The sequence below is a fragment of the Pseudomonas sp. WS 5051 genome (genome assembly GCF_012985715.1).
GTDB lineage: Bacteria > Pseudomonadota > Gammaproteobacteria > Pseudomonadales > Pseudomonadaceae > Aquipseudomonas > Aquipseudomonas bubulae.
The window spans coordinates 37,419-56,000 of record NZ_JAAQWV010000011.1 but is presented as its reverse complement, the minus strand read 5'-3'; the positions used below and the strand labels follow the sequence as shown (position 1 = coordinate 56,000).

General features: G+C 59.6%; 16 protein-coding genes. 3 read left to right on the top strand and 13 right to left on the bottom strand.

Annotation, left to right across the window (positions count from 1 at the left end; genetic code table 11):
- Nucleotides 1-5: 5 nt before the first annotated feature.
- From HBN79_RS17475 to miaB, 4 genes are all read right to left on the bottom strand, one after another.
- The gene (locus HBN79_RS17475) at nucleotides 6-845 is read right to left on the bottom strand and encodes an HlyC/CorC family transporter (RefSeq protein ID WP_016779277.1); all 840 of its coding nucleotides are present in this window, start codon (nucleotides 843-845) and stop codon (nucleotides 6-8) included.
- 38 nt (nucleotides 846-883) lie between these two features.
- Nucleotides 884-1,345: an rRNA maturation RNase YbeY gene (gene ybeY, locus HBN79_RS17470; RefSeq protein WP_016779278.1), complete on the bottom strand. Its 462-nt coding sequence runs from the start codon at nucleotides 1,343-1,345 to the stop codon at nucleotides 884-886.
- Nucleotides 1,338-2,357 (bottom strand): PhoH family protein, encoded by a 1,020-nt coding sequence (locus tag HBN79_RS17465; protein ID WP_094999423.1) that lies wholly within the window; start codon nucleotides 2,355-2,357, stop codon nucleotides 1,338-1,340. Before HBN79_RS17465 ends, ybeY begins: the two co-directional genes overlap by 8 nt.
- A gap of 194 nt (nucleotides 2,358-2,551) precedes the next feature.
- Entirely contained in the window at nucleotides 2,552-3,880 is a 1,329-nt protein-coding gene (miaB, locus tag HBN79_RS17460; protein ID WP_094999422.1) for a tRNA (N6-isopentenyl adenosine(37)-C2)-methylthiotransferase MiaB, read from the bottom strand.
- Between the two features lie 132 nt (nucleotides 3,881-4,012).
- Here miaB and HBN79_RS17455 point away from each other — a divergent pair, with 132 nt between their 5' ends.
- Complete coding sequence (locus HBN79_RS17455; RefSeq protein WP_016779282.1) at nucleotides 4,013-4,339, top strand: DUF1820 family protein; 327 nt, start codon at nucleotides 4,013-4,015, stop codon at nucleotides 4,337-4,339.
- A gap of 35 nt (nucleotides 4,340-4,374) precedes the next feature.
- Here HBN79_RS17455 and HBN79_RS17450 read toward each other — a convergent pair whose 3' ends face one another.
- From HBN79_RS17450 to HBN79_RS17410, 9 genes are all read right to left on the bottom strand, one after another.
- Nucleotides 4,375-5,493, bottom strand: coding sequence for a succinylglutamate desuccinylase/aspartoacylase family protein (locus HBN79_RS17450; protein WP_095023451.1), 1,119 nt, complete (start codon nucleotides 5,491-5,493; stop codon nucleotides 4,375-4,377).
- A 10-nt stretch (nucleotides 5,494-5,503) separates the two neighbouring features.
- On the bottom strand, nucleotides 5,504-6,214 hold the full coding sequence (locus HBN79_RS17445) for an ABC transporter permease (protein WP_169916956.1): 711 nt from the start codon (nucleotides 6,212-6,214) through the stop codon (nucleotides 5,504-5,506).
- Nucleotides 6,211-6,903, bottom strand: coding sequence for an ABC transporter permease subunit (locus HBN79_RS17440; protein ID WP_169916955.1), 693 nt, complete (start codon nucleotides 6,901-6,903; stop codon nucleotides 6,211-6,213). The genes HBN79_RS17445 and HBN79_RS17440 overlap by 4 nt, the downstream gene beginning before the upstream one ends.
- Nucleotides 6,900-7,697 carry a transporter substrate-binding domain-containing protein gene (locus HBN79_RS17435; RefSeq protein ID WP_094999418.1) on the bottom strand — a complete coding sequence of 266 codons (798 nt, stop codon included), beginning with the start codon at nucleotides 7,695-7,697 and terminating at the stop codon, nucleotides 6,900-6,902. The genes HBN79_RS17440 and HBN79_RS17435 overlap by 4 nt, the downstream gene beginning before the upstream one ends.
- 86 nt (nucleotides 7,698-7,783) lie before the next feature.
- A complete protein-coding gene (locus HBN79_RS17430) occupies nucleotides 7,784-9,838 on the bottom strand; it encodes an FAD-dependent oxidoreductase (protein WP_133143811.1) in 2,055 nt (684 codons plus the stop codon).
- 799 nt (nucleotides 9,839-10,637) lie between these two features.
- The gene (locus HBN79_RS17425; protein ID WP_094999416.1) at nucleotides 10,638-11,186 is read right to left on the bottom strand and encodes a tetratricopeptide repeat protein; all 549 of its coding nucleotides are present in this window, start codon (nucleotides 11,184-11,186) and stop codon (nucleotides 10,638-10,640) included.
- A gap of 223 nt (nucleotides 11,187-11,409) precedes the next feature.
- Nucleotides 11,410-12,693 carry a glutamate-1-semialdehyde 2,1-aminomutase gene (gene hemL / locus HBN79_RS17420; RefSeq protein ID WP_095019041.1) on the bottom strand — a complete coding sequence of 428 codons (1,284 nt, stop codon included), beginning with the start codon at nucleotides 12,691-12,693 and terminating at the stop codon, nucleotides 11,410-11,412.
- 31 nt (nucleotides 12,694-12,724) lie between these two features.
- Nucleotides 12,725-13,348: a thiamine phosphate synthase gene (gene thiE / locus HBN79_RS17415; RefSeq protein WP_094999414.1), complete on the bottom strand. Its 624-nt coding sequence runs from the start codon at nucleotides 13,346-13,348 to the stop codon at nucleotides 12,725-12,727.
- A gap of 17 nt (nucleotides 13,349-13,365) precedes the next feature.
- Entirely contained in the window at nucleotides 13,366-14,163 is a 798-nt protein-coding gene (locus tag HBN79_RS17410) for a hydroxymethylpyrimidine/phosphomethylpyrimidine kinase (RefSeq protein ID WP_094999413.1), read from the bottom strand.
- A gap of 285 nt (nucleotides 14,164-14,448) precedes the next feature.
- Here HBN79_RS17410 and HBN79_RS17405 point away from each other — a divergent pair, with 285 nt between their 5' ends.
- The gene (locus HBN79_RS17405; RefSeq protein ID WP_094999412.1) at nucleotides 14,449-16,827 is read left to right on the top strand and encodes a hybrid sensor histidine kinase/response regulator; all 2,379 of its coding nucleotides are present in this window, start codon (nucleotides 14,449-14,451) and stop codon (nucleotides 16,825-16,827) included.
- A gap of 74 nt (nucleotides 16,828-16,901) precedes the next feature.
- Nucleotides 16,902-18,551 carry an acyl-CoA dehydrogenase family protein gene (locus tag HBN79_RS17400; RefSeq protein WP_169916954.1) on the top strand — a complete coding sequence of 550 codons (1,650 nt, stop codon included), beginning with the start codon at nucleotides 16,902-16,904 and terminating at the stop codon, nucleotides 18,549-18,551.
- Nucleotides 18,552-18,582 lie beyond the last annotated feature (31 nt).

The following is an 18,582-nucleotide window of genomic DNA, read 5'->3' as shown; positions in this document are numbered from 1 at the left end:
GAGATTTAGCGGGCAATAGGCGTGAGACGAATCAGATGGATCCGGCGGCTGTCAGCATTGAGGATGCGGAAGCGGTAGGGGCCGATTTCAGTGGTTTCGTTGCGTTTGGGCAAGTGCCCGAATGCGCTCATGACCAGGCCGCCCACGGTGTCGAACTCGTCGTCGGAGAATTCGGTGTCGAAGAACTCGTTGAAGTTCTCGATCGGGGTCAGGGCCTTGATCAGGAAGTCACCGCTGGGCAACGGCTTGATGTAGCTGTCTTCTTCGACGTCGTGCTCGTCTTCGATGTCGCCGACGATCTGCTCGAGAACGTCTTCAATCGTCACCAGACCCGCAACGCCGCCGTATTCGTCAATCACGATGGCCATGTGGTTGTGGTTGGCGCGGAACTCGCGCAACAACACGTTAAGGCGCTTGGACTCGGGGACAAATGTCGCCGGACGCAGCAAATCCTTGATGTTGTACTTGTCGCCGTTCTCTTGAAGGATCAGCGGCAGCAGGTCTTTGGCCAGGAGGACGCCAAGGACGTCGTCGTGGCTTTCGCCGATCACCGGGTAGCGCGAGTGCGCCGCGTCAATGATCGCCGGGAGAAATTCGCGGGGGGTCTGGGTTGCCTTGATGCTGATCATCTGCGAGCGAGGAACCATGATGTCCCGTACCTGCAGGTCAGCCACTTGAATGGCACCTTCGACGATGGCCAGCGCTTCACTGTCCAAAAGTTTGTTCTGGTGTGCTTCGCGCAGCAGCTCAAGCAGCTCCTGGCGGTTTTTCGGCTCATGGGCAAAGGCCTGGGTCAGCTTACCTAACCATGACTTTTGCCCGTTGCTCGATCGGTCTTCGCTCATAGCGATTTACTCGTATCCCTTGGTAGTTTCAGTGGGTGTTATTCGGTTTCGTCGTCTGCATACGGGTCAGGATGACCCAGTTCTGCAAGCAACGTTCGTTCCAGTGCTTCCATTTCTTCGGCTTCTTCGTCTTCTATATGGTCGTAACCCAGAAGATGCAAGCAACCGTGTATCACCAGATGGGCCCAGTGGGCCTCAAGGCTTTTGCCTTGTTCGGCGGCTTCGCGCTCGACCACGGCCACGCAAATCACCAGATCGCCCAGTAGCGGGATATCGAGGAACTCATCAGGCACGTCAGCGGGGAAGGACAGCACATTGGTGGCGTAGTCTTTTTGGCGCCAGGTGTGGTTCAGTTCACGACCTTCGGGTTCGTCTACCAGACGAATGGTCATTTCCGAATCGGCGCTGCGCTGGCGCAAAGCCAGTTCACACCATTGGCGGAACTGGGCTTCGCTGGGGGCACTGGCGTCAGTCGCCAGTTGCAGGTCAAGCTCAAGCATCGTGGCGGTAATCCTTTGCAGCGGGCAGCGCGGCCAGCTTGTCGGCGGCTTCCTGTTCGTAGCGACCGTAGGCCTCGACGATGCGCTGCACCAGCGGGTGGCGCACGACGTCCTTGGACTGGAAGTGGGTAAAGCTGATGCCCGGCACGTCCTTGAGCACTTCAATGACATGGTTCAGCCCCGATTTCGTGCCTTTGGGCAGGTCGATCTGGGTGATGTCACCGGTGATCACGGCGGTCGAGCCGAAGCCGATGCGGGTCAGGAACATTTTCATCTGCTCGACCGTGGTGTTCTGGCTTTCGTCGAGAATGATGAAACTGTTGTTCAGCGTGCGGCCGCGCATGTAGGCGAGCGGCGCGACTTCGATCACCTGGCGCTCGATCAGCTTGGCCACGTATTCAAAACCAAGCATCTCGTACAGTGCGTCATAGAGCGGGCGCAGGTACGGGTCTATTTTTTGCGACAGGTCACCCGGCAGGAAACCGAGCTTTTCACCGGCCTCAACCGCCGGGCGCACCAGCAGGATGCGGCGGATCTGCTCGCGTTCCAGGGCATCAACTGCGCAGGCCACAGCCAGATAGGTTTTACCCGTACCCGCCGGGCCAATGCCGAAGTTGATGTCGTTGCCCAGGATCTCTTTGACGTAACGCTGCTGGTTGATCCCGCGAGGGCGGATCATGCCCTTTTTGGTACGCAGCGAAACACTGGCTTCAGCCACCGGGTTGCTGGCGAGGTCTTGTACCGCAGACTCTTGCAGGAACAGGTGAACCATGTCCGGCGAAAGCTCGGTGGCCTTGGTTTCGCGGTACAGGCGGCGCAGCAGGTTTTCTGCCGAAGAAGTGATTTTCGGGTCGCCGATCAGCTCGAACTGGTTACCGCGATTGCGGATTTCGATCGTCAGGCGTTGCTCGATCAAGCGCAGATGCTCGTCGAATTGCCCGCACAGATTGGCGAAACGGCGGGCCTCAAAGGGCTCGAGAAGGAAGCGATGTGGTTCGATGGGTGCGTTCAAGGTCGTATTTAGCCGCCCTTAGGCAATTGATATGAAATTAAGGATAACGCTAGCAGGTCAAGCGTGAAAGGACTTCACCAAATGTTTGATGTGCGAGCGGGTTTGCTCGCGATTGCACCACCGCACTCATCCAGTCGGACCGTGTTGCGTGCATCGCGAGCAAGCCCGCTCCCACAAGGGACGATGGCGTGTGGTCAGTTCAGCAGCGAGCCCCGCAACGAGTGCGGCTGGGCCGCATCAATATGCACATCGGCGAATTGCCCGATCAACTGCGGGTTGTCGCAGCGGAAGTTGACGATGCGGTTGTTCTCGGTCCGGCCCTGCAACTCGCCCGGGTCTTTTTTCGAGTAGTCGGTTACCAGGATCCGCTGGGTCGACCCTACCATCTGGCGGCTGATCTCGAAGCCCTGTTGGTTGAGACGATGTTGCAGCGCGTTCAGACGCTCTTTCTTGCGCTCTTCCGGGGTGTCGTCCGTCAGGTCTGCTGCCGGGGTGCCCGGGCGCTGGCTGTAGACAAAAGAGTAGGAAAAGTCGAAACCCACGTCTTCGATCAGCTTCATGGTCTGTTCGAAGTCTTTTTCGGTTTCGCCCGGGAAGCCGACAATAAAGTCGGAGCTGATGCAGATCCCCGGTACGGCAGCGCGCAGTTTGCGCAGTTTGGATTTGTATTCCAGGGCCGTGTGATTGCGCTTCATCGCCGACAGAATGCGGTCGGAGCCCGATTGCACCGGCAGGTGCAGATGTTTGACCAGCTCCGGGACTTCGGCGTGGGCCTGGATCAGGCTGTCGGAAAACTCCAGCGGGTGGGAAGTGGTGTAGCGGATACGCTCGATACCGTCGATCGCCGCCACCACACGGATCAGCTCGGCGAGGTCGGCCAGGCGACCGCCTTCGGTCAGGCCGCGATAGCCGTTGACGTTCTGGCCAAGCAGGGTCACTTCACGCACGCCGTTTTCAGCCAGGTGGATCACCTCGGCCAATACATCATCGAAGGGCCGGCTGACTTCTTCGCCGCGGGTGTAAGGCACCACGCAGAACGTGCAGTACTTGCTGCAACCTTCCATGACCGACACGTAGGCGCTTGGGCCGTCGATGCGAGGCTCTGGCAGGTGATCGAATTTCTCGATTTCAGGGAATGACACATCAACCTGCGGCAGTTTGGTGATGCGCGCGGCGTCAATCATTTCCGGCAGGCGGTGCAGGGTTTGCGGGCCGAATACCACGTCCACATACGGGGCGCGATCGCGGATCGCCGCGCCTTCCTGGCTGGCCACGCAACCGCCCACGGCGATAACCATGTCGGGGTTGGCCAGTTTCAGTTCGCGCCAGCGACCCAGTTGGGAGTACACGCGGTCCTGGGCACGTTCACGGATTGAACAGGTATTCAGCAGGATGACATCAGCGTCTTCGGCGCGCGCTGTGACTTCCAGGGCCTGATGTTCACCCAGCAGGTCGACCATGCGCGAGCTGTCGTACTCATTCATCTGGCAACCGTGGGTTTCGATGTAAAGCTTCTTGGCCATGGGTGTTCATCAAGTGGTTCAAAGAACCGCACATTATAGGGGTCATAGCCGTTGCTTCCTAGCGTTGTGCGTCTGATGGCTATGCTATAGTTCGCGCCCTCTTTTTTACCTTCAGATGCTTACCCGCCCACCATGACCAAACGTGAAGCTCCAATCTACAAGGTGATTTTCCTCAACCAGGGCCAGGTGTTCGAAATGTACGCCAAGCAGATCTATCAAAGTGATCTGTGGGGGTTTCTGGAAGTAGAGGAATTCGTCTTCGGTGAGCGCACACAAATGGTTGTCGACCCCAGCGAAGAAAAGCTCAAGGCTCAGTTTGAAGGTGTGGTGCGCAGCTTTGTGCCGATGCACTCGATTGTCCGTATCGATGAGGTTGAGCGGCTGGGCACGCCTAAAATCAGTGAAGCCCGTGGTGTCAGCAATGTGATGCCGTTTCCGTTTCCGATGCCGGACAAGTAGGGGCTTTTCTTTCCCTTCCCGCGCTCGCAATCCCTTCATGGCGACAGCAAGTCCCCTTGTCGATACGCCTGCGCCCCGGCGACATGGGCAATGGTCATTCCCGCAGTCGCCATGCGCCGCAATGAGCGGACATAGAGCAAGCCTTCGCGTTGACAGACCACTGGAGTAATACGGTCCGTGATGGGGTCAATGATGTCTGCCACCACAGCCCCCGCCTGCAGGTAGTCACCCACTTGCGCATAAAACACCAGCAAACCCCCCGTGGGGCTGTTCAACGGCTCGACGCCCGCTAGCGGGGTCGGCGGGTTGAGCAATGCCGGAAGTGCTTTTGGCTGCCCTTCGACTGCACCCGCATGGATCAAGTAGTCGATCAGCGCCTGGCTATCGTCACGCGCCAGTTCGTGGGTCACATCCGCCACCCCTCGCAGCTCAACGGTCACGGCAAAGCTGCAGCACGCCAGGGGGAAGCGTGGCGCAAAGCGCGCTTGCATCTGCGCCCAGAACAGGGTGAACCATTCATCGAAGGACTGCCCGCCCGACTCGGTGGCCATAAAGCAGGCTCGGGCCCCCAGGTAACGGGCCAGGGGCTCTACCTGCGGCCAGAAGGCCGGGGCCAGGTACAGGTGCTGCACGGCTTCGAAGTCGCAGTGCAGGTCCAGGACCATATCGGCATCGCACGCCAGGGTCTGCAGGGTCTGACGCAGGGCCTGCACGTGGGTCAGCGGCTGCGTGGCGACCAGGACACGGCGCAAGGCCGAGCGGATCAGTTGCGTATTGTGCTCTGGATCCTGGGTCAACTGGCCCTCGACACTATCGCCCACCTCCTGACTGACATCCACAAAGAAGCGGTTGAAATTCTGTCGGCTTTCGTTATCAAAACGCCCCTGGGGCACGTCCATCAACACCTGCTCCAGCCCCGCCGGGTTGGCCACGGGCACCAGCACTATGTGCTTGCGCAACAGGCCGGCCTGCTCGAGCTCCAGCATGCGCTGCTTGAGATGCCAGATCACCAGCATGCCCGGCAGCTCGTCCGCGTGCAGCGACGCCTGGATATAGATTTTCCCGTGCTCTGGCGCTGGTCCGTAATGAAAACTATGGATTTGCCGACAGGTGCCCGGAACGGCGGCCAGCACATCATGACGTTGGTGGTGCATGGGGGTTCTCCTATCGGCGCGGGCCGAGAAATGCCAGCCAGCGCCGCTCGGCCAGGTGAAACAGTCCCACCAGGGCAAAGGTGGCGATAAGGTACAGCCCGGCAGCGATGACAAACGAAGGGAAGGTCTGAAGGGTGGCCGCGTTGGCATCCCGGGCGACTTTGAGAATGTCAGGGACCGTGGCGGTGAAGGCCAGGGTGGTGGAGTGCAGCAACAGGATCACTTCGTTGCTGTAAACCGGCAAGGCGCGGCGCAGTGCCTGGGGCATGACGACGCGGCGGTAGAGCTTCCAGCCATTGAAGCCATACGCCCGGGCAGCTTGTACCTCCCCCCGGGCGATTGAACGGATCGCACCGGCGAAGATTTCCGTGGTGTAGGCGCACGTATTGAGGGTGAAGGCCAGCAGGGTGCAGTTGATTGCATCGCGAAAAAATGCGCCCAGCAACGGCTGCGACTGAACGGCGGCAAGGCTGTAGATGCCCGAGTAGCAGATCAACAGCTGGATATACAGCGGCGTGCCGCGAAACAGGTAAGTAAAGCCATGCACCGGCCAGCGCACCCAGCGGTTTTCAGAAACCCGGGCAATGGCCAGCGGGATCGAGAGTACAAAACCCATGCCGATGGAAGCAGTGGTCAGCCACAAGGTCATGGCCAGACCGCTGATCTGCTGGCCATCGCTATACAAAAAAGGCTGCCAATACGACAGCAATACTTCGATCATCGCGCACCCCGCTCGAACCCCACGGCGAAGCGCCGCTCAAGCCTGTGCAATACGCTGTTGGAGGCAACGGCTATCAGCAGGTAGATCACTGCCGCCAGCACCAGGAAGTTAAACAGTTGAAAACTGCTTTTTCCCGCGTCGCTGGCTGCCTTTACCAGCTCGGCCAGGCCGATGATCGACACCAGCGAGGTTGCCTTGAGCAGCACCAGCCAGTTGTTGCCCAACCCCGGCAGCGCAAAGCGCATCATCTGCGGGAACAGCACACGACAAAAACACTGCATCGGGCTCAGGCCGTAGGCACTGGCAGCCTCAATCTGCCCAAAGGGCACTGCGAGAATGGCGCCGCGCAAGGTTTCGGTGAAGTAAGCACCGTAGATAAAGCCCAGGGTCATCACCCCGGCAGTGAAAGCATCTATCTCTATATAGGCCCAGCCCAGCCTGTCCGTGAGTTGGCCGAGCCAGGTTTGCAGGCCGTAGAAGATCAGCAGCATCAGCACAAGGTCGGGCACGCCGCGGATCAGGGTGGTGTAAAGCCGGGCCATCCATCGCGCCGCAGGGCTTGTGGATAACTTGGCTCCTGCGCCCAGCAGCCCCAGAAACAGGCTCAGCAGCAGTGATATCAGCGCCAGCTTGATCGTCATCCAGGTGCCCAGTGCCAGCAATGGCGCGTAAACCTGAAGGCCGCTCATTTATTGCTGTACAGAACAAGATCCCCGAAATACTGCTTTTGCAGCCGTGCGTAGGTGCCATCGGCATGCAGTTGGGCGAGGCCTTTATCGAGCAGAGCCTTGAGTGCTTGATTGCCCTTGAGGATGCCAATGGCGCTGGTGCCCGGCATCAGGTCGCTTTCAATCGCCTTGCCGGCCTCAAAGGCAGCACCCTGGGGAGAGCGCAAAAAGCCCAGCTCGGCTTGAACCAGATCCTGGAGGGCCGCGTCCAGTCGCCCGACTTGCAGATCAGCGTAGGCCCGATCCTGATCCGGGTATGCCACGAGTTTCGCCCCGGCCTTGGCCAGCACCGCTTTGGCATAGACCTCCTGGGTGCTGCCCTGCAGGTAGCCGATGGCTTTGCCTTTTACCGCCTGCAGGCTGGCATCCAGGCCAGCGCCTTTTTTGAACACCAGCGCATTGGGCGTGGTCATCACCTCGGACGAGAAATCAATGACCCTTTGCCGCGCCGCCGTCACCGCCATAGTGGCCAGAATGCCGTCGATCTTGCGAGCATTGAGGCTGGGGATCATGCCGTCAAAATCGATTTCGACCCACTTGCAGCTTGCCTGCACGCGCTCGCACAGGGCGTTGCCCAGGTCAATTTCAAAGCCCACCAGTGAGCCGTCGGCACTTTTCGAGGCAAAGGGCGGGTAGGTCGGGTCGGTGCCAAAACGTATGACTTGGTAATCCTTGGCCAGCGCCGGGGCAATGACTACGACACAAGCCAGCACGGCCACCACCAGCAGTGCCAGCATCCACAGTATCTTTTTCATGGGTTGATTCCTTATTGTTGTTGTAATAACCGCCCGTCGGGTCGCTATTGCCCGTCGGGCGACAGGTTGACCACTCAAGAAAGAATTCAAGGCGCCGGCCAGTCTTCCAGCGCCACCAACTCCCGGCGCATGCGAAGCAACCCGGGGGGGGCGTCGAACTCCCGGGCAAAGCGATGCCCGGAGTACACCGCGGCAGCAATTGTGCCCGGAGCCAGGCAATCACCGATCTGGATCACCTGCTGCACACCCCGGGGCTCGGCCTGCAGGGCGTCGAACAGACCCTGCTCAGGCTCGCGGGAGGTCACCAGCAGCACCCCTGCGGCAGGAATGAAACGCGGGCGCCCGGTGTAGGTGCACGCTGCCTGTACACCGTACGGCGTGAGGCTGCACAGCGTATGGGAGGTGATGATGGTGACATCCAGTTCCAGCAAGCGGCGCTGGATCCGGTGCTGTTCAAGGGTATTGTGGGTCCAGGGGGCAACATCTGCGGCCGGGGTGACATACAGCACCTCGACTCCCCGGGCAATCAGGCTCTCGGCCAGTACGCTGCCCATGTAGTAGTGGTCATCGTCGAACACCACCACGGGCGAAGGCAGCACAGCGCCTGCCATCACATCATCCGGCGTGAATACGGGCAGGTTTTCCAGCCCAGGGAGAGGCTGGCGCAACACACGGCCCAGGCCATCGTTGCGCCAACGCGAACCGGTGGCGACAAACACGTGGCTGGCTTCAATGTCGAGAACGTCCTGCACTTCAAGGCGGCTTTCACGGTAGATCTCGACATTGCCCAGACGGCTCAAGGCATCCACCCTGTAATCGACCACCCGCGACCAGCTCGCCAGCCCCGGTAGCCGGGACTCGCTGGCCACGCGTCCGCCCAGGGTGCGAGTGGCTTCAGCCAGCATCACTTCCAGGCCGCGAGCGCCGAGTACCCGGGCACACTCAAGACCGGCAGGGCCTGCGCCGATTACCAGCGCTCGCCCCTCGGCACGCCGGACCGGAACCTGCTCCGGATGCCAGCCGCGTCGCCATTCCTCGCCCATAGTCGGATTTTGTGTGCAGCGCATTGGCGTGCTGGTGTGATCGCCGCTGACGCAAACATTGCAGCCGATGCACTCGCGAATTTCGTCGGTGCGCCCCTGGTCGATTTTGTTGGGCAGGAAAGGATCGGCTATAGAAGGGCGGGCCGCGCCGATCAGGTCCAACACCCCGCGGCGCACCAGCGAGGCCATGGTATCGGGCGAGGTGAAACGTCCTACACCCACCACCGGCTTGCTGGTCAAGGCCTTGAGCCCGGTGAGGAATGCCTCCTGATAACCCTCTGGGGCAAACCGCGAGGTCACGCTGTCATTGGCCCAGTCGGCAACGTTGATATCCCAAAGGTCCGGCAGCTCGGCCAGCATGGAAAACACTTCGACGCCTTCGCTGTCCCGGGTCAGGCCGGCGCAGCCCTGCTGCTCGTCAACGGCCAGGCGCACGGCAACGGCGCAGCGGTCACCGACGGCATCCCGGGTGTCTTCTATCAACTCGCGCAGCAGGCGCACACGATTGAACAGCGCTCCGCCATATTCATCCGTGCGGCGATTGTTGCGTTGCGTCAGAAAGTGGAACGGCAAGCCCAGATCATGGCCAGCGTATACATAAATGATGTCAAACCCTGCATCACGGGCACGCAAGGCCGCAGCCCTGTGCAGCTCGCGCAGTTGCTTGATGTCGGCGCGGCTCATGGCGCGGGCCTGCACCGGGTCGTAGCCGCGCACGGGGGTATTGGAGGGGGCCCAGGGGATTTCGCGGCTGGTGCGATTGGGCGCGGAATAGCCATTGAAGGCCAGTTCCACACCCGCCAGGCTACCGTGCCGGTGAACCGCGTCACACATGCGGGCCAGCGCCGGTATGTCGCGCTTGTCCCACAGGCGTGCTTCGATATAAGGCGAGAATTCGCTCAAGGGGCTGATTTCGCACTCTTCCGTGCAGACAACACCCCACCCGCCCTCGGCCTTTATTGCGCGCATACGTGCCATAGCCGAAGGATGTACATGCCCCATGCCATTACAGTGCGGTACCTGGTAAAAACGATTGCGCGTACGCACGGGCCCTATCTGGACCGGCTCAAACAAAATGTCATATCTCGGATCACGCACAGGTATTCCCCCGTGCCCAAATAGATCGACGCATTTGATACAAAAAAAAAGAACAGCGCGTCAATCAAATGAGCACACTATTGCCACGTTTAAAGAGTGAACTGCGTGATGACACGCCAATAGCTACTGCGCAGCGCAAGACCGTGGGCAGCGAGAGGAAATCATGAGTTGTTTCTTGTAACGGGTCAAACCCGTTAAATCGAGGGTCGCGGCCTATCATCATATTCTGTTCAAGGCTCTAAAACAGGGCTTTGAACAATGATGGGCATAATAATCATGGGTGAAAACAACGTAATCAAGTTAACTTAAGCTTAAGTAAGGTTGATCTTTATTTGGCGTAAGAATAATTACCTAGATATATATTTAACAGCTTCAAGCTGCAGCGCTCAGCCCATGAATCACCCCGTGTGCATAATGCATAAGACGAGGATGGTCTTCACGTAGCGTTTGAGGTTGTGCAGGCGCAGCATTAAGTTGAGTTGGGTAAAAAATGTTTTCGGTGGAGGGTTAAGTGATGCGCTATGAAAAATTCATGCGTCGCTCTATTAGTGCCACTCACCATCAGTCGAGTCATGCCCTATTACGGAATAACATTCTTGCGGACTTTGGTGGCTCACAAGCACGCGAGTGACCTGGCGTTGATTTCGTATGTGCTGGCGATTTTTTCTGTAGTGGCCGTGATGCTTTCAATGTCATTGGGGCGACGGGTAATTTAATCGCTGAACATCCGGATGACATCCAGGAAAAGCCGTATCCGGCACAGGTACGTTGTCGCCAGCAAACCAGCAAGGGTTTGAAATCAGGGCAATGGTGAAAACGGCGAGCGGGCGTCGGTAGATTGCAGCTCCTGCAAATACTTGCGGAAGATCTGTCCGAGTATCTGGGTAGCCGTTTCGAGCTGGTCGCGCGGCATTTGCTCGGCCACCATGTCGGCGGTGTCCAGGGCGTCTTCGGCGCCGTTGACCGCAGCCATTTTCAGCACGATATAGGCCTGAATGTTGTTGGCCGGCACGCCTTCGCCTTTGAAAAACATGGTGCCGAGCTGGAACTGGGCCATGGCGTGGCCTTGCAGCGAGGCTTTTTCGAAGTAGCTCAGCGCCTTGTTGAAGTCTTGCGGGGTGTTTTTACCGTCGTAATAGAACTCGCCCAACTCGTATTCGGCTTCTGCATCCCCGGCTTTTGCCGCCTCTTCACAGGCTGCAAGCGCCTCGGCGAGGTCCTCAGGCTGAGTATTGAGGGTGCAGCGACCCATCGCTGGGATCAACAACGAATTACCGCCTGCCTGGGCAAGCAACGGCTGTAGGAGCAACAGGCAGCCCAGTGCAAGGGCGCGGCCGGTGCGGTTCATGGGAATCGACGTACCTCTGGATGACGGGTTAACCCGATCATGGGATGTATAGGCGCGCATTATGAAATAAGCAGAGGCAACCTTACAAAGTCTTTACTCGTTTTTCTGCTGCCTGAGCGCGATATCCATTGATTTAAGACGATTATGGACGGGTGGGCTAAAAGATCTGCTCATTACTGGCATAAAAAAACGGCAAGGGCGCTCGCCCTTGCCGTTTCTTGGATTATTTCAGTGCAGCAAATGCGCGTTCTGCGGCGTCCAGGGTCAGTTGCAACTCGGCTTCGCCGTGGGCGATCGAGGTGAAACCGGCTTCGAAGGCGCTGGGTGCCAGGTATACGCCTCCTTCGAGCATCAAATGGAAGAAGCGCTTGAACAGGTCGGCATCGCTGGCCATGACGTCGTCAAAGGTGACAATGTCATCGGCGCCGCTGAAGTACAGGCCAAACATACCGCCGGCCTGTGTGGTCACGAAGGGGATGCCGGCCGCGTCGGCGCGCTGTTGCAGGCCATCGAGCAGGCGGGTGGTGTAATCGCTCAGCTCGGCGTGGAAGCCCGGGCGGCTGATCAGGCGCAAAGTGGTCAGGCCGGCGGCCATGGCCAGCGGGTTGCCGGACAGGGTGCCCGCCTGGTAAACCGGGCCCAGCGGCGCGATGTGCTGCATGATCTCGCGTTTGCCGCCAAAGCAGCCGACGGGCATGCCGCCACCGATGATCTTGCCGAAGGTACTCAGGTCCGGAGTCACGCCGTAGTGGGCTTGGGCACCGCCGAGGGCGACGCGGAAGCCGGTCATCACTTCGTCAAAGATCAGAACCACGCCGTGCTGGTCGCACAGGCTGCGCAGACCTTCAAGGAAGCCTGGCGCAGGCGGCACGCAGTTCATGTTGCCGGCAACCGGTTCGACGATGATGCAGGCCACGGTGTCGCCGACTTCGCTCAGCAGCTGTGCAACCGCGTCGATATTGTTGAACTCGGTGGTCAGGGTGTGCTTGGCGAAATCTGCCGGCACGCCAGCCGAGCTTGGCACGCCCTGGGTCAGCAGGCCGGAACCGGCTTTTACCAGCAGGCTGTCGGAGTGACCGTGGTAGCAGCCTTCAAACTTGAGGATATTGTCGCGACCAGTGAAGCCACGGGCCAGACGGATCGCGCTCATGGTCGCTTCAGTGCCGGAGCTGACCATGCGCACCATTTCCATTGACGGTACGATGGAGCACACCAGATCGGCCATTTCGGTTTCCATGGCGGTCGGGGCGCCGTACGACAGGCCGTGCTCCAGTTGCGCACGTACTGCGTCCAGCACGTCAGGGTGGCTGTGCCCAAGAATCATCGGGCCCCACGAGCCGACGTAATCGACATAACGCTTGTCGTCCTCGTCAGTCACGTAGGCGCCTTCGGCGTGTTTGAAGAACAACGGCGTGCCGCCCACGCTTTTGAAGGCACGCACTGGCGAGTTCACGCCACCGGGAATGTGTTTCTGGGCGTTGGCAAACAGGGTTTCGGAACGAGACATGGTGGGCTCTCTCAGAATCAGGATTCGGTATTTAAATAGACAACAAGGTGTTGAAGGCCTTGGCGCGCAGGGTGACTTCCCGGGCGCTTTCGGCGCCAAACAGGCCATGCACCACGGCCAGCAGGTCGGCACCGTGGGCCACCAGCGGCGCGGCATTGTCCAGGGTAATTCCGCCTATCACGCAGATCGGCAGGCTGAGGCGGGCGCGGGCCTGGTCCAGGGTCTCAAGGGTAGCGGTTGGCGCCCCGGGTTTGGTGCTGGAATTGAAAAAGCGGCCAAAGGCGACATAACTCGCACCTTCTTTGGCGGCTTGCTCGGCCAGTTCGACCTGGCTGTGGCAGGTCGAACCGATAATTGCCTGTGGCCCCAGCAGGGCGCGGGCAGGGGTCAGCGGGCCGTCGGTCTGCCCCAGGTGCACGCCGACACCCAGGCGGGCGGCCAGCTCGCCATCATCGTTGATGATCAGGTGTGCCTTGTAGCGTTCGCACAACCCGCGCAAGGCTTCGGCCTCGCGCAGTCGGCGGGCGTCGTCAGTGCTTTTGTCGCGATATTGCAACAGGGTCAGGCCGCCATCGAGGGCCGCCTCCACATAGGGCAGCAGTTTGCCAGCCAGCAACTGGCTATCAGTGATCGCATACAGGCCGCGAAGCGTCATGGGGTGAGCCTCATTGGTTACGAGCAAAAATCCAGCGGCAAGCGGCGCGGTACAAATTGCCCTTGCCCCAGTTGCTCTGCATCACGCAGGGTGCGCCATGTGTAATTGAGCGCGGTTTGCACGGCGCTGACCAGTTCTTCACCGATGGCCAGGCGCCCGGCCAACGTGCTGGCCAGGGTGCAACCCGAGCCGTGGTAACTGCCCGGCAAGCGATGGCAGGTAAAGGTGTGGCGGCTGCCGTCGCGGCTGTACAGGCGGTTATGCACTTCGTGCTCATCACCGTGACCGCCGGTTATCAGCAGGTGCCGACAAAATGGCAGGAGTTTTTCAGCGCACTCATCGGCGCTGCCATCGGGCAGTTCGGCCAGGATGCGGGCTTCGGGAAGGTTGGGGGTGGCAATGGTGGCCAGGGGGAGCAGGCGTTCGCGCATGGCGTAACCCACTTCGTCCTTGCCCAGTCGTCCGCCACCGCCTGCACGCAGCACCGGGTCACAGACCATCGGCAGATGCGGATTGGCCTGAAGCAGTTCGACTACGGTATCGACCATCTCCAGTGAACCGAGCATGCCCAGCTTGACCGCCGCAACGGTGGAGTCGCCGAGCACGGCATCGGCTTGCGCCAGTACCCACTCGCGATCCAGCACGCGGAAGTCGCGGACATTGACAGTGTTCTGCACAGTCAGGGCGGTCACTACCGGGGCGGCGTGACAGCCTTGAGCCAGCAGGGCTTCGATATCTGCCTGCAAGCCGGCACCACCACTGGGGTCATGGCCGGAGAGACAGAGGACAACGGGGCGAGAACTGTAGATATTCATGGTGCGCGAGCTTACCACCAAACAGTTTTTACGGGCGCTTGCTCGGTGTCAGGTTAGCGGAAGTTTGTAAGCCGTTGCCTGGCCTTAAGAATCTTCGGTCTCAGCGCTTATTTAGCTCTGTAATGCCCGTACTAGAGCCTTTGTGATGAATTGTTAGATGGTGTGTATGTGCCATTAATGGCTATGTTAAAGTGCCTTCAAATTATTAACCGGTCATTCGGTCGACGCGATCTCAAAGGGAATATGGGGTTGCCCGCGTCTTCGAGTGAGCTACGTTGGGGCTGTATGCGCTATTTGCTGATGATGTTGTTGGGCTGGCTACCGATGCTGGCCAGCGCAGTCGCTTTTGACGAATCCACACAAAGCCTGCCCTTGGGCCGCGTGATGCAGGTGTTCGAAGACGCGGGCGGCGAAGCGACTCTGGCAGATGTCACCGCACACGGCGAACTGTTCGAGCCCCATACCAAAGACACGCTGAACAAGGGCTACTCGCACTCGGCCTTCTGGATCAAAGTGGATTTGCACTACCAGCCACAAGACCCGCAGGTGCATCGCACCTGGCTGCTGGAGCTGGCATACCCGCCGCTTGATTCCATCGAGCTTTACCTGGCAGACGCCGCGGGCAACTACCGGCTGGCCGAACGAACGGGCGATGCACTACCCTTCGACAGTCGTCAGATCAAAGAAAACAATTACCTGTTTGAGCTCAACTTCAGCCCGGGGCAAAGCCAGACGGTGTACCTGCGTCTGGCCAGCCAGGGTTCGGTTCAGGCGCCGCTGACGCTATGGTCGGCCCAGGCCTATCTTGAAGAGCAGCCCGTGCGGATTTACATCCTGGGCCTGATTTATGGCGTGTTGCTGGGGATGCTGGTCTACAACCTGTTTATTTACCTCAGCGTGCGTGACACCAGCTACCTCTACTACATCTTTTATATTGCCTCGTTCGGCCTTTACCAGCTGTCGGTCAACGGTGCGGCAGTGCAGTACTTCTGGCCTGACAGCCCGTGGTGGGCCAATGCCTCCACCCCGTTCCTGATTGGTGCATCGGCGTTTTTTGGTTGCCAGTTCGCCCGCTCCTTCTTGCACACCGCCTCCCACAGCCGCTGGCTTGACCGGGCACTGATGTTGCTGATGGGCGTGGGTGCTCTGGTGATGGTGCTCGCACTGACCACCAGCTATGCCGTGTCGTTGCGCCTGGCCACCGGCCTGGCGCTGGCGTTTATTGTCACCATTTTTACCGCTGGTGTGGTGGCATGGGTACGTGGCCTGCGGGTCGCGCGTTATTTTGTGATCGCCTGGTCGGCCTTCCTGCTCGGGGGGCTGGTCAATACGCTGATGGTGCTGGGTTACCTGCCGAACGTTTTCCTGACCATGTACGCCAGCCAGATAGGTTCGGCAATCGAGGTGGGGCTGCTGTCGCTGGCGCTTGCCGACCGGATCAACGCCATGCGTGACCTGCAGGCGCGTACGCTGCAGGAATCGGGACAGAAACTGGCCGCCATGAACCAGCAACTGGCCCGTACCAACCAGCTCAAAGACGAGTTTCTGGCAACCGTTACCCACGAATTGCGCACGCCCATGAACGGTGTCATTGGCTCTCTGGAATTGATCAAAACCCTGGACATGAGCCCTGAGCTGGAGCAGTACACCAAGACTGCGCAAGGTTCAGCACGAGAAATGATGCACATGGTCAATGGCATCCTGACCCTGACCGAACTGCAGGCCGGACGACTGGTCGCGCAACCCCGGCCCTTCAGCCTGAATGAACTGCTGCAGGGGCTGAGCGATCAGTTCAGGCCGGCGGCACGCAGTAAAGGGCTGGAGTTTTCGTACGAAGTGGGCCGCAATCTGCCGGATCAATGGGTAGGTGATGCGGATAAAATTCGCCAGTGCATGGAGTGCCTGCTGGATAACGCGATCAAGTTCACCCGTGAGGGCGGGGTGATTTTGCGTGTTACCGGTAAACCCGCAGAGACCGGGCGCTGGGCGCTGGCGTTCAATGTAATCGACAGCGGCATTGGTTTTGTTCACCAGGAAGAGGCCGAACTTTATCAGCACTTCTTTCAGGTTGATGGCTCCATGACCCGTGAATATGGCGGCCTGGGTATCGGCCTGGCGATTTGCCGGCGCCTTGTGGAACTGCTCGGCGGGCGCCTGACCCACCATTCCCAGCCGGGGCAAGGCTCACAGTTCCAGCTATTGCTGGAACTCGAACCCTCGGTGCAAACCCAGCCGCACACGACTCATTCGGCGTTGCAGCTGAGGGCGCCCGGGGAGTGTGTGGTCTTGCTGGTAGAAGGCCCGGAAAACCCTGTGGTAGTGCGCGCCATGTTGCTCAAACTGGGTTATCGCGTGCTCGGCGTTGACACGGGGCAGGCGGCCATAGAAGCGTTGCGCCGCGAGCGGGTCGATGCGGTGCTGCTGGCGTGCCCGTTGGCCCAGGTCTGTGCTACGTCGATGGGCAGCCAGCTGCTGACATTGGCCGCCTGTGCGCAGTTGCCCGTGCTGGCGCTGTTCGAGTCGCAAGCCCAGGCGCAGCAAGCCCGCGAGCAGGTCGACGGGATCACTGATTATCTGCTGAAACCGCTGCGTTTTGAGGACTTGCAACAGACCTTGGCGCAACGCCTGCTGATCGACAATAACGATAAAAACGCCGAGTTTTAGGCGTTTATGCCCCTTGTTTAGCCGCAGATGCGTGCTTCACTGGCTCATTGGTACGATCCCAAGGAGCCCGCGCAATGAACTTGCATCAATACGCAGAAACCCATCAGGTGACCAATCAGCCGCCGTCTCTGGACGGCGTGAACCTGTACCGCATTGACCTGCCGTTGCAGTATTGGAGCCAGCATTTCGGCGCGGGATGGGCGCAGGCGCGGATTGACGAGTATGGTGCTCTGGCGGGCGGCCCGCTGATGGCTGCGGGTTTTCTGGCCAATGAAAACAAACCGCAGTTTGTCAGTCATGACCGTTTTGGGCATCGGATTGATCTGGTGGAGTTTCACCCGGCTTACCACGAACTGATGCGCACGGCGATTGAGCATGGTTTGCCGTCCTTGCCCTGGGCCCACCCGCAACCCGGTGCCCATGTGGCCCGCGCATCCATGACCTACCTGCACAGCCAGGCCGAAGCGGGCAGCGGCTGCCCCTTGACCATGACCTTCGCCAGCGTGCCGGCCTTGCGTCTGCAACCGGACCTGGCTGCCATCTGGCTGCCCAAAGTGCTGGCCACTGAATATGACCCGCGTAATGTCGATATCAGCCAAAAGGCCGGCGTGACCCTGGGCATGGCCATGACTGAAAAACAGGGCGGCACCGATGTGCGTGCCAATACCACGCGGGCTTACCCCGTAGGGGCCAAAGGGCCGGGGCAGGCCTATGAACTGCTGGGACACAAATGGTTCTGCTCGGCACCCATGTGTGACGGCTTTCTGACCCTGGCCCAAACCGAAAAAGGCCTGAGCTGCTTTTTGCTGCCGCGCCATCGTCCGGATGGCAGCCGCAACCAATTCTATATTCAGCGCCTGAAGAACAAACTGGGCAATAGCTCCAACGCCTCCAGTGAAGTTGAGTTTCGTGGGGCATTGGCCTGGATGATCGGCGAAGAAGGTCGTGGCGTGCCGACCATTATTGAAATGGTCGCCATGACCCGGTTCGACTGCATGGTCGGCTCCAGTGCCTTGATGCGTCAGGCGCTGACCCAGGCCAGCCATCATTGCGCCCATCGACTGGTGGGCGGTCGGGTGTTGGCAGATCAGCCACTGATGCAGAACGTATTGGCTGACCTGGCGCTGGAAAGCGAGGCGGCACTGGCCCTGAGCCTGCGCATGGGGCGGGCGCTGGACAATCCGGATGACCCGCATGAGGCCAGGTTTTCCCGGTTGGTCACAGCGGTGGGCAAGTACTGGATCTGCAAGCGGGCTCCAGCCATGATCAACGAAGCGGCCGAATGCATGGGGGGCGCAGGTTATGTCGAAGACAGCATCCTGCCGCGCCTGTATCGCGAGGCGCCGGTCAATTCGACGTGGGAAGGGTCGGGTAATGTGCAGTGCCTGGACGTGTTGCGAGCCTTGTCCAAAGAGCCGGGCGTGCTCGATGCGCTGTTTGCCGAGTTGGGCGACGGGCATGGCGATGTGTGCCTGGGGCAGCACATTGTGCAGCTTAAGGCGGCGCTCAACGACACTGACGATATCCAGTATCGCGCTCGCCAACTGACAGAAGACATCGCCCTTGGCCTACAGGCAAAACTGCTGCTTGAGGCTGGTAACAGCGATGTCAGCGACGCCTTTATCGCCAGCCGCCTACAGGGCAGCGGCCGGGTTTACGGTACATTGCCGCGGGGTTTGAATGTGGCAGCCATCGTTGCCCGCGCCACCCCGCAGGTTGCCTGAATATCCCCAACCCTGTGGGAGCTGGCTTACC

Bases quoted from the DNA above. Each gene is read 5' to 3' on its own strand.
- HBN79_RS17475 (WP_016779277.1), bottom strand. From the start codon at position 845: ATGAGCGAAGACCGATCGAGCAACGGGCAAAAGTCATGGTTAGGTAAG.
- ybeY (WP_016779278.1), bottom strand. From the start codon at position 1,345: ATGCTTGAGCTTGACCTGCAACTGGCGACTGACGCCAGTGCCCCCAGC.
- miaB (WP_094999422.1), bottom strand. From the start codon at position 3,880: ATGGCCAAGAAGCTTTACATCGAAACCCACGGTTGCCAGATGAATGAG.
- HBN79_RS17455 (WP_016779282.1), top strand. From the start codon at position 4,013: ATGACCAAACGTGAAGCTCCAATCTACAAGGTGATTTTCCTCAACCAG.
- HBN79_RS17450 (WP_095023451.1), bottom strand. From the start codon at position 5,493: ATGCACCACCAACGTCATGATGTGCTGGCCGCCGTTCCGGGCACCTGT.
- HBN79_RS17445 (WP_169916956.1), bottom strand. From the start codon at position 6,214: ATGATCGAAGTATTGCTGTCGTATTGGCAGCCTTTTTTGTATAGCGAT.
- HBN79_RS17440 (WP_169916955.1), bottom strand. From the start codon at position 6,903: ATGAGCGGCCTTCAGGTTTACGCGCCATTGCTGGCACTGGGCACCTGG.
- HBN79_RS17435 (WP_094999418.1), bottom strand. From the start codon at position 7,697: ATGAAAAAGATACTGTGGATGCTGGCACTGCTGGTGGTGGCCGTGCTG.
- HBN79_RS17425 (WP_094999416.1), bottom strand. From the start codon at position 11,186: ATGAACCGCACCGGCCGCGCCCTTGCACTGGGCTGCCTGTTGCTCCTA.
- hemL (WP_095019041.1), bottom strand. From the start codon at position 12,693: ATGTCTCGTTCCGAAACCCTGTTTGCCAACGCCCAGAAACACATTCCC.
- thiE (WP_094999414.1), bottom strand. From the start codon at position 13,348: ATGACGCTTCGCGGCCTGTATGCGATCACTGATAGCCAGTTGCTGGCT.
- HBN79_RS17410 (WP_094999413.1), bottom strand. From the start codon at position 14,163: ATGAATATCTACAGTTCTCGCCCCGTTGTCCTCTGTCTCTCCGGCCAT.
- HBN79_RS17405 (WP_094999412.1), top strand. From the start codon at position 14,449: ATGCGCTATTTGCTGATGATGTTGTTGGGCTGGCTACCGATGCTGGCC.
- HBN79_RS17400 (WP_169916954.1), top strand. From the start codon at position 16,902: ATGAACTTGCATCAATACGCAGAAACCCATCAGGTGACCAATCAGCCG.